Origin of the sequence: Bradyrhizobium altum, assembly GCF_020889705.1 — a bacterium.
Classification (GTDB): domain Bacteria; phylum Pseudomonadota; class Alphaproteobacteria; order Rhizobiales; family Xanthobacteraceae; genus Bradyrhizobium; species Bradyrhizobium altum.
Genome location: NZ_JACMYP010000088.1, coordinates 13,570 through 30,510, shown reverse-complemented (window position 1 = coordinate 30,510; position 16,941 = coordinate 13,570). Strand labels below are relative to the sequence as shown.

The 16,941-nt window shown below is 62.4% G+C and carries 17 protein-coding genes; 10 read left to right on the top strand and 7 right to left on the bottom strand.

From position 1 onward, the window contains the following. Positions 1–67 precede the first annotated feature (67 nt). The 3 genes from H8B02_RS21670 to H8B02_RS21660 form a co-directional block, all read right to left on the bottom strand. Complete coding sequence (locus H8B02_RS21670) at positions 68–397, bottom strand: hypothetical protein (protein WP_229168109.1); 330 nt, start codon at positions 395–397, stop codon at positions 68–70. Between the two features lie 179 nt (positions 398–576). Next, a complete protein-coding gene (locus H8B02_RS21665; RefSeq protein ID WP_229168108.1) occupies positions 577–1,128 on the bottom strand; it encodes a thiamine pyrophosphate-dependent enzyme in 552 nt (183 codons plus the stop codon). Between the two features lie 71 nt (positions 1,129–1,199). Further along, the gene (locus H8B02_RS21660) at positions 1,200–1,724 is read right to left on the bottom strand and encodes a thiamine pyrophosphate-binding protein (RefSeq protein ID WP_229168107.1); all 525 of its coding nucleotides are present in this window, start codon (positions 1,722–1,724) and stop codon (positions 1,200–1,202) included. A 190-nt stretch (positions 1,725–1,914) separates the two neighbouring features. On the opposite strand from H8B02_RS21660, the gene H8B02_RS21655 reads away from it, so the two are divergent. The 5 genes from H8B02_RS21655 to H8B02_RS21635 are packed head-to-tail and all read left to right on the top strand — an operon-like array spanning position 1,915 to position 6,449. Then, positions 1,915–2,928 carry an ABC transporter substrate-binding protein gene (locus H8B02_RS21655; RefSeq protein WP_229168106.1) on the top strand — a complete coding sequence of 338 codons (1,014 nt, stop codon included), beginning with the start codon at positions 1,915–1,917 and terminating at the stop codon, positions 2,926–2,928. A 25-nt stretch (positions 2,929–2,953) separates the two neighbouring features. Then, a complete protein-coding gene (locus H8B02_RS21650; protein WP_229168105.1) occupies positions 2,954–3,805 on the top strand; it encodes an ABC transporter permease in 852 nt (283 codons plus the stop codon). 26 nt (positions 3,806–3,831) lie between these two features. Beyond that, positions 3,832–4,626: an ABC transporter permease gene (locus H8B02_RS21645; protein ID WP_229168113.1), complete on the top strand. Its 795-nt coding sequence runs from the start codon at positions 3,832–3,834 to the stop codon at positions 4,624–4,626. 12 nt (positions 4,627–4,638) lie between these two features. Then, positions 4,639–5,739 carry an ABC transporter ATP-binding protein gene (locus tag H8B02_RS21640; RefSeq protein WP_229168104.1) on the top strand — a complete coding sequence of 367 codons (1,101 nt, stop codon included), beginning with the start codon at positions 4,639–4,641 and terminating at the stop codon, positions 5,737–5,739. Then, complete coding sequence (locus H8B02_RS21635; RefSeq protein WP_229168103.1) at positions 5,715–6,449, top strand: hypothetical protein; 735 nt, start codon at positions 5,715–5,717, stop codon at positions 6,447–6,449. Before H8B02_RS21640 ends, H8B02_RS21635 begins: the two co-directional genes overlap by 25 nt. Positions 6,450–6,601: 152 nt before the next feature. Here H8B02_RS21635 and H8B02_RS21630 read toward each other — a convergent pair whose 3' ends face one another. Continuing rightward, positions 6,602–7,807 carry an ABC transporter substrate-binding protein gene (locus tag H8B02_RS21630; protein ID WP_229168102.1) on the bottom strand — a complete coding sequence of 402 codons (1,206 nt, stop codon included), beginning with the start codon at positions 7,805–7,807 and terminating at the stop codon, positions 6,602–6,604. Between the two features lie 186 nt (positions 7,808–7,993). Between H8B02_RS21630 and H8B02_RS21625 the strand changes: the two genes are divergently transcribed. From H8B02_RS21625 to gbd, 3 genes are read left to right on the top strand one after another with little or no spacing between them, the layout of a single operon-like run. Continuing rightward, entirely contained in the window at positions 7,994–8,653 is a 660-nt protein-coding gene (locus H8B02_RS21625; RefSeq protein ID WP_283842225.1) for a helix-turn-helix domain-containing protein, read from the top strand. Between the two features lie 3 nt (positions 8,654–8,656). After that, positions 8,657–9,094, top strand: coding sequence for a cupin domain-containing protein (locus tag H8B02_RS21620; protein ID WP_092116247.1), 438 nt, complete (start codon positions 8,657–8,659; stop codon positions 9,092–9,094). 26 nt (positions 9,095–9,120) lie between these two features. Beyond that, entirely contained in the window at positions 9,121–10,248 is a 1,128-nt protein-coding gene (gbd, locus tag H8B02_RS21615) for a 4-hydroxybutyrate dehydrogenase (RefSeq protein ID WP_229168100.1), read from the top strand. 364 nt (positions 10,249–10,612) lie between these two features. Here the strand turns inward: gbd and H8B02_RS21610 are convergent, their stop codons facing one another. Then, positions 10,613–11,365 carry an ArsR/SmtB family transcription factor gene (locus tag H8B02_RS21610; protein ID WP_229168099.1) on the bottom strand — a complete coding sequence of 251 codons (753 nt, stop codon included), beginning with the start codon at positions 11,363–11,365 and terminating at the stop codon, positions 10,613–10,615. Positions 11,366–11,614: 249 nt separating this feature from the next. Between H8B02_RS21610 and H8B02_RS21605 the strand changes: the two genes are divergently transcribed. Continuing rightward, the gene (locus tag H8B02_RS21605) at positions 11,615–13,030 is read left to right on the top strand and encodes an MFS transporter (protein ID WP_229168098.1); all 1,416 of its coding nucleotides are present in this window, start codon (positions 11,615–11,617) and stop codon (positions 13,028–13,030) included. Beyond that, positions 13,027–13,266, top strand: coding sequence for a DUF1127 domain-containing protein (locus H8B02_RS21600; RefSeq protein ID WP_376711697.1), 240 nt, complete (start codon positions 13,027–13,029; stop codon positions 13,264–13,266). The genes H8B02_RS21605 and H8B02_RS21600 overlap by 4 nt, the downstream gene beginning before the upstream one ends. Before the next feature lie 175 nt (positions 13,267–13,441). Here H8B02_RS21600 and H8B02_RS21595 read toward each other — a convergent pair whose 3' ends face one another. Beyond that, positions 13,442–14,434, bottom strand: a complete 993-nt coding sequence (locus tag H8B02_RS21595) for a Csu type fimbrial protein (protein ID WP_229168096.1) — start codon at positions 14,432–14,434, stop codon at positions 13,442–13,444. An 87-nt stretch (positions 14,435–14,521) separates the two neighbouring features. Further along, on the bottom strand, positions 14,522–16,921 hold the full coding sequence (locus H8B02_RS21590; RefSeq protein WP_229168094.1) for a fimbria/pilus outer membrane usher protein: 2,400 nt from the start codon (positions 16,919–16,921) through the stop codon (positions 14,522–14,524). Positions 16,922–16,941 lie beyond the last annotated feature (20 nt).

The following is a 16,941-nucleotide window of genomic DNA, read 5'->3' as shown; positions in this document are numbered from 1 at the left end:
GGCCGGCGGCGAATGGCGCCAGCCTGTGCCAGGGGCCTTGCGATCGGCTAACCCGGAAGCAGATGGCCTATGAAGCGCCGGATCCGATCGGGCTCCGCGGCGACAGCGTGCGGCCCAGGATGAGCTCGAGGGACGGCCATGCCTCACCGGATGACGAGCAAATCCACATCAGCAAGGCCTGGGGCACCGGCATTCGATGCTCGCTGCGTTGCGGCTGACCCGCAGCCGCCGTCTCACCAAACTTATTCGTCTGGACCGGGGAGCCGCCGTCATTGAAGTGAATGACGGGCATGCCGACGGAAATCGACGCGGCCACATCGATCCGCAAGGCGTCCTGGTTGCTGTGCATCGTTGTTGTCGTCCTCATCAAGAGCGAGCGAACCGGCAAATAGTCCATCGTCCTATACATCGTACTATGTGATGGACGACCGACAAGTTCAAAGTTTCGACGTCCTGTGCCTAAGATCGCAGCGTCGTCCGACAGCCCAGCGGTATGTCGGAGCGCCTAAAAAAAGGCGGCCCGCTTCGGCAACGAAGCGGACCGCCATGGATTTGCGCAAGGCAAATGCCGGCTGGCTAGGGCCGCTCGAGCATCCCGCCGCCGAACAGCGTCGGGATGTAACGTGGTGCCTCAATCGCAGCCATGAAGCGATGTTTTGTCGCGACCGGATCGAGCGAGATCGGCGGCCGCACGACTTCGATGTCGGGCTCCGTCGCCAGAACCAGGACTCCGACGCCATCGCGCTTTTCGGCTGAGGCGATGCCGGCGGCAAGTGCGCTCGGCGCATTCAGGTTCTCGGCGTGCTTGATTCCCGAGGCCAGCGCCAGCTGTGCCAGATCGAGCGTCGCGTTGGTCAAGGCTTGGCCGCCCGAAGCTGCGTGAACGCCGTTCTGGATCAGGAGGATGGTGAGATTTGGCGGGTTCATCGCGCCAATCGTGACGAGCGCTCCCATATGCATGAGCAGGGCGCCGTCGCCCTCAACAGCGATGACGGGACGATCCGGTTGAGCGAGCGCCAGGCCCAGCGCCAGCGGGAGTGTCAGTCCCATGGCGTCTTCGAAGTAGAAGTTCTCCGGCGCGTGATGCAGCGATGCCCACAAATACGAAGCATTGCCGAGCGACGTCACGACGAGCGCGCGAGACGGCAGACTGCCGGCAAGCGCCCTGTAGTAATCCGCCCGGCTCGGTCGTGTATTGGTCACCACTGGATATCCTCCCGACCCATGAGCAGGGCAAACGGACATGAGGCTTCTTCCGCATAGGTTGCGGCATGTTCGACCTGGGGACCGATCGGGCGGTATCGATCGGTGCAGGCATGGGCGAGGCCGATGCCGCGGAAGACCGGCTCCGTCGCTCGGCCCTTCGGCACATGATAGAAGACCGGATCATCCGGCGTGCCCCGATAGGACACCAGCATCAGAAGCGGAAATTGATAACGTTGCGCGAGCGACACCAAGCCCGCGCCCATGCTGAGTACGCCGGCATTCTGCACAAGCAGGGCGGTGCGAACGCCACCGAGCCGGCTTCCACAAGCGATCGCAAGCGCCTCCTCTTCATGGGTTGCGCGCACCAGCGTCATGCCCGGCTCCTGGTCGATGCGAATAAGGATTTCGCCCAGCCAGCTGTCGGGGACAGAGACGACGGTGCCGAAACCAAGACGCTTGAGCGAATTCAGAACGGCAGACGGCCGATGGGCCTCTAAAGCTTCCCTCGATGTCGTCATCGACTGCCTCCGTGATTTCAACCAACGTGGCGCGCAGGCTAATCGCAAAAGGTACTATTGTCGATAAGACAAACCTATTGCGGGTCGATGAGGTGCCTGATAAAAGGTACTATTAAGCAGATGATAAGTTGACCGAGGATTGCAGCTGGAGCCGGGCGCTGCATTCCCTCGCTGGAGGGAGACTGCAGCTATGCTTCGCCTTTGGTCCGTGTTGATCGCTGTTCTGATTGCATTGCCGGCTCACGCACAAGACAAGCTCGTTGTCGGTATCTGGGGCGGCAGTTGGCGCGATCTGGTGGCCGAGACGGTTGCCAGGAAATTCACCGCCGAAACCGGCGTCCCGGTTGAATTCATCACCGGCGGCACCATCGATCGACTGAACAAGGAGAAGCTCGCCAAGGGAAATCCCGAAAGCGACGTGACGTTCACGACGTCGCATGTCGGGTGGCTCTATGCCAATGACGGGTTGTTCGAGACGATCGATACATCGAAGATCCCCAATGCGAAGAACCTCGCGGACGAGGCGCGGATCAGTCCCTACCATCTCGGCGCCTGGGCCTATGTCTACACGATCGGCTACCGCCCCGATCTGATCAAGGATACCAAGTTCGAGAGCTGGAATGATCTCTGGAAACCGGAACTGAAGGACAAGCTGGCCGCTCCGGATTTCGATCCCGGTCACATCATTGCGGTCGCCGCCATTCTTGCCGGCGCCGACCCGGCCCATTGGGAAAAAGGCGAGGAGAAGCTCAAGGCGCTCAAGCCAAACTTCAAGGCGTTCTACACCAATGACGCCAACAGCCAGCAACTGCTCGCGAGCGGCGAGACGCCGGTGCAGATCGTGCTCTCGATGAACGCCTACTACATGATCGGGCAGGGCATTCCGATCACGCTCGCGATGCCGAAAGAGGGCGCGGTGCTGGGAATCGACACCGTCGCGGTCATGAAGGGGTCAAAGAAGGTCGATCTCGCATATAAGTTCATCAACGCGCTCTACGACCCCGAAATTCAGGCTGAGATCTCGAAGCAGAAGAAGGGGAGCCCGGCAGTCCTCAACGCGAAGATCGATCCTGAAATCGCCAAGCTTCCGGGCGTCTTCACGTCGGCGGAGCAATGGAAGCAGCAGATCAACATCGACGCCAAGCTGCGCGCCAACAAGACGGCGGAATGGCGCAAATGGTTCGCCGAAAACATCATGAACTGATCCGTTGCCAGATCGGTCCCGCATCATGAATCAGCAGCCATTTCTGCGCATCTTCACGGCGCCGGCGACGCTCTGTGCGATCGGGTTCCTCGCTGCGATGGTTGCGGTTCTGCAATACAGCCTCAGGGCCTACGTGCCGGGATCGCTCGACCCCGGCGGATTCACGCTGGCGAATTTCGCCGACCTTCTCAAACCGCTCTACGCGCGCGTGTTTCTCGATACCGTCGTCGTGTGCGCGATGACCGCGGTCGTGACGTTGATCGTCGGATATCCGCTGGCCTACGCGCTTGTGCGCGTCGAACAGCCGGTCCTGCGCTCCATTCTCCTCGTGATTGTCGTGACGCCGCTGTTTCTGGGCGAGGTCGTTCGCACTTATGCGTGGATCATCGTCCTTGGCAACAATGGTTTCATCAATTCCCTGCTGATGTCGCTCGGCATCATCGGCAAGCCGCTGCAGCTGATGTTCACGCCATTCGGCGTTGTGGTTGCGCTCGTGCACGTCACGCTGCCGGTCATGGTCATCATGCTGGCCGCTGGATTGTCCCATATCGACCGCGACTATTCCCGAGCGGCTGAAAGCCTGGGAGCCGGTCCTATCCGCGTGTTCCTCACCGTGACATTGCCGCTGTCCTTGCCCGGCGTGGTCGCCGGCACCACGACGGCGTTCGCCTGGACGTTCTCGGCATTCGCCACGCCGCAACTCATCGGCGGCGGCCGCGTCAATATGATCTCCAATCTGGTCTACCAGCTTGGATTTTCAAGCTTCAACTTTCCCTTCGCCGCGACACTGTGCGTGGCCGGGCTGGCTTTGACGGCCCTCGTGCTTGGACTGCTTCAGCTTGCCTCCCGACCGCTTCAGAAGATCGAGGTGCACTGATGATTCCGCGCTCGACCTATCAGAGAGTGCTCCGCTTGGTCGGATTGTTGACGGTGCTCGTCATCATCGCTTTTCTTGTGCTGCCGGCGGCGGTCGTGACGATCGCCGCGTTCAACGACAAGCCGATCCTGTCGTTTCCGCCGCAGACCTGGTCGTGGCGATGGTTTGGTCGGGCCCTCGCCTACGAGGATTTCCGGCAAGGGTTCTTCAACGGCCTGATCGTCACGGCCTGGAGCTCGACGATCGCGCTGTGCGTTGGCGGCATGTTCGCTTTTGTCATCGACCGGTACAAGTTTCCGCTCAAGTCCGCCATCGAGGGAATCCTGATTTCGCCGTTGGTGATTCCGCACTTCACGGTAGGGCTCGGCTTTCTCATCCTCGCGGCGCAAGTCGGCCTGAGTCGCGGTTTTGCGGTCGTCGTGATCTGCCACGTTATCCTGGTGCTGCCGTTCGTGCTGCGCAGCGTGTATGTCTCGCTGAGGAATCTCGATCAGAGTTATGAATACGCGGCTGCGAGCCTCGGCGCCGGACCGCTTCGTGTCCTGACCACCGTCACCCTGCCGCTGCTGCTGCCCGGGCTCGTCAGCGGCTGGCTGTTCGCGGCGATCCTCTCGTTCAACGAGTTCACGGCCTCGCTGTTCGTGACTTCGCAGCGTACCCAGACGCTTCCTGTCGCGATGTACAATTACGTGCGCGAGTTCGCTGATCCGTCGATGGCGGCATTGTCGGTCATGTACATCGTCGGTACCGCCGCCTTGATCGCCTTTGCCAATGCGTTCCTGGGCCTCGGCAAGGTCCTCAATATCGAGCAGTCTCACTAGGGAGCACGGATCTTGAAGCCGTCTGCGAATGTTGAAGGGGAACAAACGGCGGTCCATTTCGACGCCGTGACCAAGCGATTTGACGATGTCGTGGCCCTGAACGCCGTTACGCTCGGCGTTGGCCGTAGCGAGTTCGTGACGCTGCTTGGTCCATCAGGATGCGGCAAGACCACGCTGCTCAAGCTGGCCGCGGGCTTTCTGGGGCCGGACGGCGGTTCGATCTCGATCGAAGGCAAGCGCATGAATGACATTCCGACCTACCAGCGCGGCATCGGCATGATGTTTCAGAACTACGCGCTGTTTCCGCACATGAGTGTGGCGGAAAACGTCGCCTATGGTCTGAAGACGCGGCGGGTCCCCAGGGTTGAGCGGGACAAGCGCGTCGCCGATGCGCTGGCGCTGGTCAAGCTGAAGGGCATGGAGAACCGCAAGCCCCGGCAACTGTCCGGCGGTCAGCAGCAGCGCGTCGCGCTCGCGCGCGCACTCGTCATCAACCCGACCGTCTTGCTGCTCGATGAGCCGTTCTCGGCGCTGGACAAGAGTCTGCGGACCTCGATGCAGGTGGAGCTGCGGGAAATTCAGCGCAAGCTGGGTCTGACCACGATCTTTGTGACGCATGACCAAGGCGAGGCCTTGAGCATGTCCGATCGTGTGGCTGTGATGTCCGAGGGCCGGATCAGGCAACTCGGAAGGCCTGTCGACGTCTATCGCAGCCCGGCGGACCCGTTCGTGGCCAGCTTTGTCGGCGACAACAACAGGCTGCGTGGCCAGCTTGTGAGTATGCAAGCCAAGCAAGCGATCGTCGCGCTTGGCGATGCCCTGGTGAAGGTGTCCGGCGAGAGCCTGTCCGGGCTCGAGAAGTCCGCGGCCGTTGACCTGTTCGTCCGCCCCGAGCAGTTCAGCGTTGTGGCGCCCGAGGAGCCGTGCGCCATCAAGGGGAGCGTTGTGGCTCAGATCTACCAGGGTGGCCACGTCGATCTTCAGATCGAGTGCGCCGGGGAGCGGCTGCTGGTGCGATCCCCGGGCGAGCAGGCCGTTCTGCGCTGGCCAATGGGGGCGCCTGTCGGCATTGGCATTCAGGCAGATCGGTGCTCGGCATTTCCGGCAGCCTGATCGCAATCGTCTTTCGCAGCGGTGCGCGGGGAATCGAGCTTGCGGTATATTGTGAGGCCTGGTTTAGCGGTGCCTACCTCGTTGTTTCCTGCGGCGTCGTTGGCACCGCCGTCACCTGGCATCTGGTCGCGCAGCCGTGGAGAGAATTCTTGAGTGAGCCCCAATCGATCACCGCAGCCGAGGCGATCAGCTCGTACATCGAGGCAAAGGACCGAAACCTGCCTCAGCTCATGAAGCGTGCATTCGTGCAGGATTGTGAGCTCCAGATGCAGCTCCTGACCGACGCAATCTCTTTTCCCAGCTCCGCTCATGGATTGGAGAGCGTCACCGACGTTCTCGTACGAAACTTTGGAGCGCAGTATGAGAATGTGCGCACCTTCTGCCTCTCGCGCCCCGAGTCCAATCGCCTTCCACGGTTTCAATGCGACTGGCTGGTGGGGATGTCAAACAAGTCCGATGGCGACGTACGCGTCGGCTGCGGTGAGTACACCTGGGATTTTGATGCCGCCGGCGACGGTCGCGTCAAGCGGCTGCTCATCAAGATTGAGTTCATGTGTGTGCTGCCGGCTAGCTATCAGGCGTCTGTCCTGCAATGGCTTTCGGCTATCCCCTATCCCTGGTCGTCATACGGTGAGGCGCGCACAGGTTTGCCTTCGATCGACGCTTTGACGCCGATTTCTCAATTTCTTCGGCGCGAGGCGCGCAGCTGATTTCGGCAGTTGAGCTGGACCGCGGTCTATCGAATTGAGGCTTCGACGGCGAAGGCACGCCCGACGTAGCCCAAGAGACGTCGCTCGCCACCTGCATACAGGCCGTTATGGGCGATGGCGGACGATGGTGTTGCCACCATCCGCCTGCGTTGTCACTGCGAGACCAACTCGCAGCCACCCTCGCCGAGCGGGCGGAAGGCCTGCTCGGCGGGAATCGTCGCAACGATGTCGTAGTGGTCCCATCGTCGGCTCGAGGCCGCCGGTGTCTTGACGCGCGCCAGGTACATGTCGTGCACGAACTGGCCATCCGTGCGGACCGTGCCGCGAGCAAACGAATCGGAAACCGGCAGTTCGCGCATCTTGGCTGCGACAGCGAGGCCATCGTCGGAATTTGCGGCCTGCACCGCGCGCAAGTAGTGCCGCACGGCCGAATAGACGCCGGCCTGGGTCATGGTCGGCATCCGCCCAACCTTCTCGAAGAACTTGTTGGCCCACGCCCGCGACTCGGCATCGCGGTCCCAGTAGTATGCGGTGACGAACTGCAGGTTCTGTGCGGCGGCGAGGCCCATCGCGTCGACGTCGGTGAGGAATACGGTCGGTGCCACCAATGCCTGCCCGCGTGTGATACCGAATTCGGCCGCCTGCTTCACCGAGTTGGTCATGTCGGCGCCGGCGTTGGCCAGCGCGATCACCTTGGCGCCGGACGCCTGTGCCTGCAGCAGCACCGAACTGAAGTCGGCGGTGTTGAGCGGGTGGCGCACCTCACCGATCACCTTGCCGCCGCCGTTCTCGACCGCGCGGCGCATGTCGGCGGCGAAGGCGTGGCCGAACGAATAGTCCACCGTGATCAGGAACCAGCTGTCGAGCTTCTGCGCCGTGAGTGCGCGCGCGAGGCCGTAGCCGTTGGTATAGCTCGTGTAGACCCACTGGAACGAGGTCCGGGTGCAGGCCTTGCCGGTGAAGTCGGAGGAGGCCGACGCGTTCAGCACGATCTTGTTGCGTTCCTTGGCGAGAGCGGTCACCGCGAAACCCACGCCCGAATTGGAAATGTCGGCAACGGCATCGACTTTCTCCGTGTCGAACCAGCGCCGCACGATGCCAAGTCCGATGTCCGGCTTGTTCTGGTGATCGGCCGAGACGATCTCGACCGGCACGCCGCCGATGCTGTTGCCGAACTCCTCCGCCGCCATCTTCGCCGCGACGACCGAGCCTTCGCCGCCGAGGTCGGCATAGGCGCCGGAGCGGTCGTTGAGGACCCCGATGCGGATCACATTGTCGGACATCGCGGCGTGCGCGACGTGAATGTGCAGCAGCGTCGCGGTTATCGCCGCGCATAAGGCCCTGAGAGTGGTTGTCATGGTCGGGTGCTCCTCCGGAGGTCGTGTTGTTTGCTGTTTGGTTTTGTTGCGTGATACGCAATTCGCTTGTGCATCGGTGCGGAGAACCGCTGGCATTTCCTGCGATTTCAACATCGAGCACAATGGAAATTGCTTGTAGAGCAATTTTTATTGACAAGGAAGCAAATTACGGAGAGGGTCGGAGCAATGAAAACGCAGGACGAGACGCTGGCGAGGCTTGGAGCACGCATTCGCTCGCTGCGGGAGGAGCGTGGCATGAAGCTGAAGGATCTGGCCGACACCACCGGGCTGTCCGACGCCTTCGTGTCGCGCCTCGAGCGCGGGCAGGTGTCGAGCTCCGTTGCCAATCTGATCCAGATCGCGCAGGCGCTCGACATTGGCGTCAGCGAATTGTTCGCTGCGCCGCAGGACCAGTCGCGCAGCCACGTCACGCTGCATCGCCATGGCGACGATGGTGAAGACCAGAGCATTCCGAGCACCGGCTATCGCTGGCAATTGTTCGCGGGCGGCATGCCGAACGACGATCTGGAGGTGTTTCACCTCTCGTTCCCGCGCAAGAACCGGATGGACCTGATGGTGTCGCATCCGGGACAGGAATACTGCTACGTGATCAGCGGTCGCATCCGCTTCCACGTCGGCGCCGAGGTGTTCGATCTCGCGCCCGGCGAAGGCATTTTCCTCAATTCCGAGCTGCCGCACCGCGCCGACAACATCAGCGAGGACGAAGCGCGCATCCTGATGGTGGTTGCGAAGTCGCCGCAGAAGGCCGAGCATTTCGACTGGTGGCGCGTGCCGAGCGCCGCCGCCCCGCCTCGATCACCCAAGAGCAAGCCCCAAGGAGACTGATCCATGCAGACCGCAACCGCGACCGGCAGGCACCTGCCATATGAGGCGAAGCACATCGACGATGTGGAGTGGGAGACCATCCGCTGGCCTGGCGAGACCGGCAAGATGCTGTTCCACCCGCGGCCGGAGCGGCCGACCGAGCCGAACGCGGGTATCCTGCGGCTGGAGCCGGGCGCGCATCATCCGATCCACAATCACGAGTTCGCGCAGGTCTGGTACATCCTCAGCGGCGAGTTCAGGATCGACGACAATCTCTACACGCCGGGCACGATGATCTTTCATCCGGACCCGCATTTCGAAGGCAAGTTCGAGACCGCGACCGGCGGCGATATCCTGATCGTGCAGTATCCCGGTCCGACCACCGGAGGGCGGCCGATCTATGCAGGGCGCTTCAACATGGAGCAGCGGCGCGACATCGCCGAAGAACGCACCGATCTCTGATCGGTCGACGCAACGGACGACAGGCCATGGCGCTGATCACCTATCTCACCACCATTCGCTTCGGCTTCGGCGAGGCGGACGCGCTCGGCGATGAGATCGCAGCGCTCGGTATCCGTCGGCCGATGCTCGTCACCGACCGCGGCATTGTCGCGGCCGGCCTGGTGGAGCGCGTGACCGCTCCGCTCGGCACTGCGCCGGTCGTGTTCGACGCGACGCCGCCGAACCCGACCGAGCGTGCGACGCTGCAGGCGCTTGCACGCTATCGCGAGGCCGGATGCGACGGCCTCATCGCGCTTGGCGGCGGCTCGCCGATCGATCTCGCCAAGGCGGTGGCGCTGCTCGCCACCCACGCCGGCCCGCTGGCGCAATATGCCGCGATCGATGGCGGTGTCGCGCGGATCACTGCGGCCGTCGCGCCGGTGATCGCGATTCCGACCACTGCCGGCACCGGAAGCGAGGTTGGCCGCGCCGCCCTCATCACGCTCGAGGACGGCCGGAAGGTTGGCCTGATCAGTCCGCATCTCATCCCGGCGCGGGCGATCTGCGATCCGCTGCTGACGCTCGGCCTCCCGCCGGCGTTGACGGCCGCGACCGGCGTGGACGCACTGTCGCATTGCGTCGAGACCTTTCTGTCGCCGCGCTTCAATCCGCCGGCGGATGCGATCGCCCTCGATGGCGCAGCGCGCATCGTCGGCCACCTCAAGCAGGCCGTGAGGGACGGCGATGACCGCGACGCCCGCGGCGAAGTGATGATGGGCGCGCTGCAGGGCGGGCTGTGCTTCCAGAAAGGCCTTGGCGCGGTGCACGGGCTGTCGCACGCGCTTGGCAGCCTGGCGTCGCCGAGCCTGCATCACGGCACGCTCAATGCGGTGCTGATACCTGCGGTGATACGCTACAATGGTCCGGCGATCGCGGCCAAGCTGCCGCGGCTGCGGCTGGCGCTCGGTCTGCCCGAAGATGCCGACATCGCCGCGTTCTTCGATGCTCTCAATGCCGAGCTCAATCTGCCGCGCGGCCTGCGCGCCATGGGCGTGCCGGCCTCGGTGCTGGACGACATGGCGGAGAAGGCGGCGAGGGATCATTCCACCGCCACCAATCCGCGTCCTGTCGATGCCGACGGCTACCGCGCCATTTTCCGGGCGGCCTGGGAGTGAGGCGACCGCAGTGATGAGTCTGGCCGGCGATGCCGAACGGCTCCATCGACGCAGCGCGCATGGGTCGCGGAGCCAAGGCTTTGATCGAATGGTGGGCCCGGCAGGACTCGAACCTGCAACCAGACCGTTATGAGCGGGAGAGTAACGCGAGCATTCGTTGATGTTCCTGCGTTTTCGTCTCGGATCGATCGCGTTCGTTGCGTTTTGGAAAGGTTGTTTCTGGTGCGAAACTGGTGCGGTCCATGGCCATACGTCGGGACGGCAGGTGGGGAAAGTGGACCAAGGAGCTTTCGCTATTTGACGAAAAAGGAAGTCATCTGCGGAAGCGGCTGATCGCACTGCTACCTCCGTCCGGGGCGCTGACTCAACCCGGGATAACCGCTACCCCGCCTCTGGACAATGATGCAACCTGCGCTTCGCGGCCGTCCGTCGGGGGGGCGCCCTCGATGCCGAACGTTGTGGCGAGCTCTCTAATGCCAACGGGAGTCACGACGAGCGCGCGGCTATCCCTGACATGCTCAACCCAATCGTGCTCGAGAGCGTGATGAAGAATGGCAGCGCCGACCGCCCCGGCCAGATGCGGCCGGCGCTCGCTCCAGTCGAGACAGGGGCGACAGAACACTCGGCGTTTGAAGGCGAGGCGAAGATCGACGCCCAACTCATCGAAGAATGACCGACCGGCATCGGTGAGTTGTCCGCCATCCTCGTCGAGCAGAATAAACGACTGTTGGACCAGCCGGTCGGCGATTGCGACCGCGATGCGGCCGGCCATGTGGTCATAGCACGTCCGCGCGTGTCGGAGCGTCTCTCCGCCGCGCCAGAGATTGCGCCGGGCGGGGCCTTCCTGCGCCACGACCATGAGACCTTCCAGCACGCGCGCGACGTGCGGAGAGGCCAAGCGGAAATATCGTCGTCGGCCTTGCTTTGCGAGCGCGAGCAATCCGGCGTCGCTGAGTTTCGCAAGATGGCCACTCGCTGTCTGCGGCGCCACGCCAGACACATAGGCGAGCTCCGAGGCGGTCAACGTTCGGCCATCCATCAGCGCGCTGAGCATGTTGGCGCGCGCTGGATCGCCGATGAGTGCTGCGACTTGGGCGATTTTGGGTCCCGTGTCCATGTCTTTTTCTTACGCCGATGAGGACGCGGTGCCAAGCACGAATACTTCGGTCAAGACCGTAGTGTTTCTGCAAGACCGATGCAATCGCGGGACATAGGTTGTTTGGACACCACTAAGCCCAAGCGAAAGGCATCGCAGCGACGGGACGAAAGATCGTCTCCGCTCCAAGTATTCGATTGGCATCGAATGATAATCGAAAAGCGAGCTGGTCTGAGCCATCAAAATCTCACCGACAACCGAGTGTGATCAATGCAAACAACTTCGCTCAACACAAGGCAGCCGGAACAAGCCGGCTCTGACAGCGCGTCATCCCGTTCGCCTCTCGCCGCGGCGCTGGCGCTTGCCGCCACGAGCCTCGGCCTCGGCGTCGTGCAGCTGGATATCACCATCGTTAATTCCGCGCTCAGCAGCATCAGCACCTCGCTCGGCGGCAGCGTGGCCGAGCTGCAATGGGTGGTGACCGCCTATACCATCGCATTCGCTGCCTTCATTTTGACCGCTGGTGCGCTCGGTGATCGCGTTGGCGCCAAACGGATATTCATAGGGGGCTTTGCAATCTTCACGGTGGCTTCGCTCGCCTGCGCACTGGCTCCGTCGGCGATGTTTCTGATCGCTGCTCGCTCCGTGCAGGGCCTGGCGGCGGCGATCCTGGTGCCGAACTCGCTGACGCTGCTCAACCACGCGTATACCGATCCGAAGGCGCGCGGCCGCGCGGTCGGCTTCTGGGCTGCAGGCGCGAGCGTCGCACTGACTGCGGGGCCGTTAGTTGGCGGCGCGCTGATCGCGCTGGTCGGCTGGCGCTCGATCTTTCTGGTCAACCTGCCGATTGGCGCCGCCGGCCTCTGGCTCGCGTGGCGTTATGCCGAGGAGACGCCGCGGCTCGCGCAGCGCGAGATCGATCTGCCGGGCCAGATCGCGGCGATCACAGCGCTCGGCGCGCTGGCCGGTGTCCTGATCGAGGGCGGCGCGCTCGGCTGGAGCCATCCGCTCGTCATCACGGGCTTCGCGGCGGCGGTCGTAATCGGACTCCTGTTCGTATGGCGCGAGACATATGCGCGGGACCCGATGCTGCCGCTGTCGCTGTTCCGCCATCGCATGTTCGCGCTGACCGCTCTGGTCGGGCTTCTCTTCAACATCGCCTTCTACGGCCTGATCTTCGTGCTCAGTCTCTACTTCCAGAACGTCAATGGCTGGTCGCCATTCGCAACGGGCCTCGCCTTCGTGCCCATGATGGGCATGGTGCTGCCCGCCAACCTCGTCGCCGCGTCGGTCAGCGAGCGCCTCGGCGCGCCGCAAACCATTGCGCTGGCTTGTGTGATTACAGCCGTGGGCTGCGTTGCGCTGCTGCCAATGGCCTCAGGCACGAGCTACGGGGCGATCGGCGCTCAGCTGATGGTCCTCGGCGGCGGGCTCGGCCTCCTCGTGCCGCCATTGACCTCGACGCTGCTCGGCAGTGTCGAGAAGTCGCGATCCGGCATCGCCGCGGGCGTGCTGAACGCCACGCGGCAAACAGGCAGCGTGCTTGGTGTTGCCCTGTTCGGCTCGCTGGTCGCAGGGGACAACGCGTTCATTGCGGGCGCACATGCCTCGCTGGTGATATCGGCCGCTGTGTTGGTCGCAGGTGCGGTCGCGATCTGGCATGGCCGGGCGAAGGAGGGACGATGAAGGGGAGGTGCGGGTCGAGCCCGTGTGGTGCCCGGAGACCGAAGACCAGGGCGTCGATGATAAATCATCATGGTTGGGGTCTTGTGAAGCAGGTCAGCGACACCCTGCACACTTGGCGCGACCGGGTTCGGCAGCGCCGCGAATTGGCGCAATGGACAGACCGCGACTTGCATGATGTCGGGCTGTCCTGGAGCGACATCGCTCTGGAAGTCAAGAAACCCTTCTGGCGGGCTTGAATAGCAGCCGCTGCCTCTGGCGAGGGGGCCAGCCAACTTCTTTCGAGATGGACGGAAGCACGGAGAAGTCGCGATCCGGCATCGCCGCGGGCGGAGGAGTTGGACATTTTCTGCGATCGGCATTGTGTCGATTTTGACGTTCGGATTTTCAAACCGCTTATCCGGGAAGATCGGGCTAGAAGGTCACGGTGACGACGATGGTGTCGGCGTAGGCTCCCGGAGGGGGCGAGGTTTGCGGTGGAACGCGCCCATAGACTGAAATGTTCTGATTCAACGCTGTTCCTGTGCCAAGCACGCAGGTATTGGCACCGGACGTGCAGGTTGTAGCGGATGTCGTACTTGTCCAGGCGCTGGTCCGGGCCGCGTCCGTATAGAGATTGTAATTGATGAAGCTGGAGCTTGCCTGCATGCGCCGTTGGCTGCCGCTTGCATGTAGTCCGTTGTCGAGGCCGATCGAGTACGGGGTCGTATTGGTGCACTTCACTGAAATCGTTCCAACGCCGTCAATATTCGACGTCAACAGCGAAGCGTTACCGAAGTTGAGTGGCGTGGTCGAAACAATGCAATTTCCGGCGATTGTCGCCGTCCAGGGCGAGGAGCCCGCATTTGTCGTCGTTCCCGGGTTCGACGAACAATTTGGGCTTGTAAGAAGATAGGCCGCATAGGCGACGACCGGAGATGTCGTACTCCAGACGTAGGTCCCGGGTATCGTTGCCTGCTGATTGGCGAGAAAGCGCCCATAGACGGTCAGAGTTTGTTGCGCGGGCCCGCCCAAAAGAGGAAGACTGAGATTGATGCTGACGCCACCGGAGCCGTACGCGGTGGTACCATATCCCCAGGATCCCCAGACCTGCGTGCGCGAAGAATCCGAGTAGAGCTCGTGTATTGCTGTATTCGCTCCACTTCCCAGCGATCGAACCGAGCTGCTGCTGTTGGGCGCCCCTTGGTTGAATTGCACACACGCATTGACCGTGCAGCCGAGCGTGCAGCCGCTGCATGTTACGGTAAATGTCGAGGTCGTATCGACGGCGCCACCCGCCAGGATGTCGACAGATCCGTAGTTGCCGGACGCCGAGGTAACGGAGCAGCTTTGGGCGTGGGCCGAAAACGATGCTGCAAATTGCAGGAGCAAGGCGAAGACCAAAGTTCGCTTTGAGCCGATGATCACGATTTCGATCTCACAATGCGCGTTGGTCGGAACAGATGGTCGGGGAGATTGATGTAGGAAGACACTATCTACGTATGAATGACTGCATCATCGGCACGCGACCCCAGGGATCCAGACCTGTTCGCCGGGCCTCGGAGTGAACGCAAACGTGGCGCGGCAGCGTGCGTCGGCAAATTCGATTTCGGCTTCGTTCATTGACGAGAGCCCCCTGATATAGGCCTGTCCGTCGTAGCCTACGACAAACTCTACTCCACCAGTCATATGGCCGACAGCCCCGGCCGGCAGAACGCGATTGTCAGGCCCGACAAAGGTAACCAGCGCAGCCGTCGTCTCTTTGCGGACGTCAAATCTGACGAGCATCCCGGCGCGATCGGCCGGAGCGACGATGTCATGCGTCGTTGCTGCTTCGTCGTCGACCGGAAGGTTCGTCGGGTCGATCGCAATCTTGTTCTTCTGGTAGGACCGGAGCGTCGGGATCAACAGCATGCCGCTGGAATTGGTGACACCGGCCAGGCAATTCTCGCTGAGGACCTCGACATCCGGCACGCCAGTCGTGACCACCGCGAAACTGTCGTCGATCCAGTTCGAAAGGAAAACACCGCCTCCCATAGTGGTGATCGAACCGCGCAATTCCAGTGATCCCACGCTGCCGGATCCCGCCTGGCTTGCGCCTGCCTGGATGGTGCCGTAGCTCGACCTGTAGGAAGCTGTTGCCTCCCGGTACCTCGATGAGCCTTCGGAATCGTGGACGCGCCAGCCGTAGCTGCCGGGCTCCGGCCCAAGCGACTTGACGGCATCAACGCTGCCGGTTGTACCGCCCCGTTCGCTCGAGACCCCGGTCGTGATCGAAGCAGAGTCGCCAAAAGGGATGCTCAAACCGGCAAACATGCCGGTATTCCTCTTGGCACGGAAATCGTGGAAGACGGTGGCGAATATCGACGCATTGTAGGGCAACGAACGCGAGTAAGAGGCCGTCACGATATTGGAGCGATGGCCTGAGTCATCGCGCAGACCGACAAAGCTTGCACTTAGGCTGGCCCGGGGGTCGAACGGCATCGGAGCGCTGAAAGTGATGCGATCGAGCGCGACCGGCGCACGGGCGCTGCCATAGATGCCGGTCACATAGGCAAACGAGTTCGACAATGAAGCGATACTGCCGGGCAGATAATTGAACAGACCGTTCAGATTTTGCAGGCCGCCGTTCAACGCCGCGATGTTTTGCAATCTTGCGGTCGCCGAGGCAAGGTCGTCATAGGTGCCAAAGGTGTGTTGCGAACTCGCCGAAATGCTCACGCCGAAGAGCCTCGTCTCATAGGAAGCGTAGCTCTGCAGACCGCGGTTCGTGCCGCTTCCGCTGCCAGCCAAGGCCACGGCGGCGACACCGATCGTCCCGGTCCTGAAGATACCACCGATGCCACCGTTGATGACGCCGGCTCCGCCTTCGACGTGCGCCTCTGCCGTCAAGCCGTCGTAGATACCTCGTCGCAGGGTTGCAGACCCGACCGGCGAGCCGACATAGACGTCACTGCTCGAGCCGTAGGACAGCCGCGGCAATCCGCCCTCCACCGACCAGCTGCTCAGCCCCGGCACAAGCAGGCTCGAGGTCGCATAAAACGGCGCCGACGTCTGGATTTCGTGACCTGCCGAATCCCGCACCACGAGTTGCGTCGTGCCGGCGCCGGAAATCAGCGGTACGTTGTTCACGCTGAAAGGGCCAGACGCGACGTCCTGAGAAAATGTCTTGATGTTGTTGACATAGACATCGACCGTTGACGGCACTGCCGCGCTACCGCCGATGGTCGCGAGCGGCGCGGTAATTAGATCGGGCCGCAGGGCAAAATCGCGCTGAGCCTGAAGGCCACCGATCCTGATCGGCCGCGACCAGGCCAGTCCACCGTTGATCGTATCCCCAGCAACGTAGCCGATCATCCGGTCCTGGTCGGAGTACTGGAAAGACGAATTCAGCCGTGTCGCCTGCGCAGGCTGCCGCGGACCAGTGCGGACGATCGCCGACTGTTCGGCGGTGCCGTAAGGCGAAAACGCCCGGGCATCCAGCAAAAGCGATGTGTAACCGAGCCCGATCAATCTCGGGGTAGCTGCGTTGCTGGTTGAACTCAACAAGTCATAATTCAGCACCGCGCCGGGATCGGCCCGCGCCTTTGGCCGGTTCCCGCTGGCGCCGCCTGCGTCAAAGAGCTGCGGCTTGCGTCCGGCTTCGTCGACGGCAATGAATATCCGCTGTGTTCTCTCCTCATATCGATACTTTAGGGTCGGGATATCATCCAGTGCGATGATCTCGCCCGGTCGATGCGGCGGGCCCGGTTGCAGGCCGAGGCTTTCCAGTTCCTCCACCGTTCCGCCGATACGACCGTCATCGAACCGCACGAATGATCCGATCGTTCGGGCGGGCATGGAGTTGATCACGACATCGAGTTGCAGATTTGTCTGGGCCTCCCCCGCGCGCGAACGCCCGGCACAGAGGACCATGCCAAGGAGTGCTAAGATGG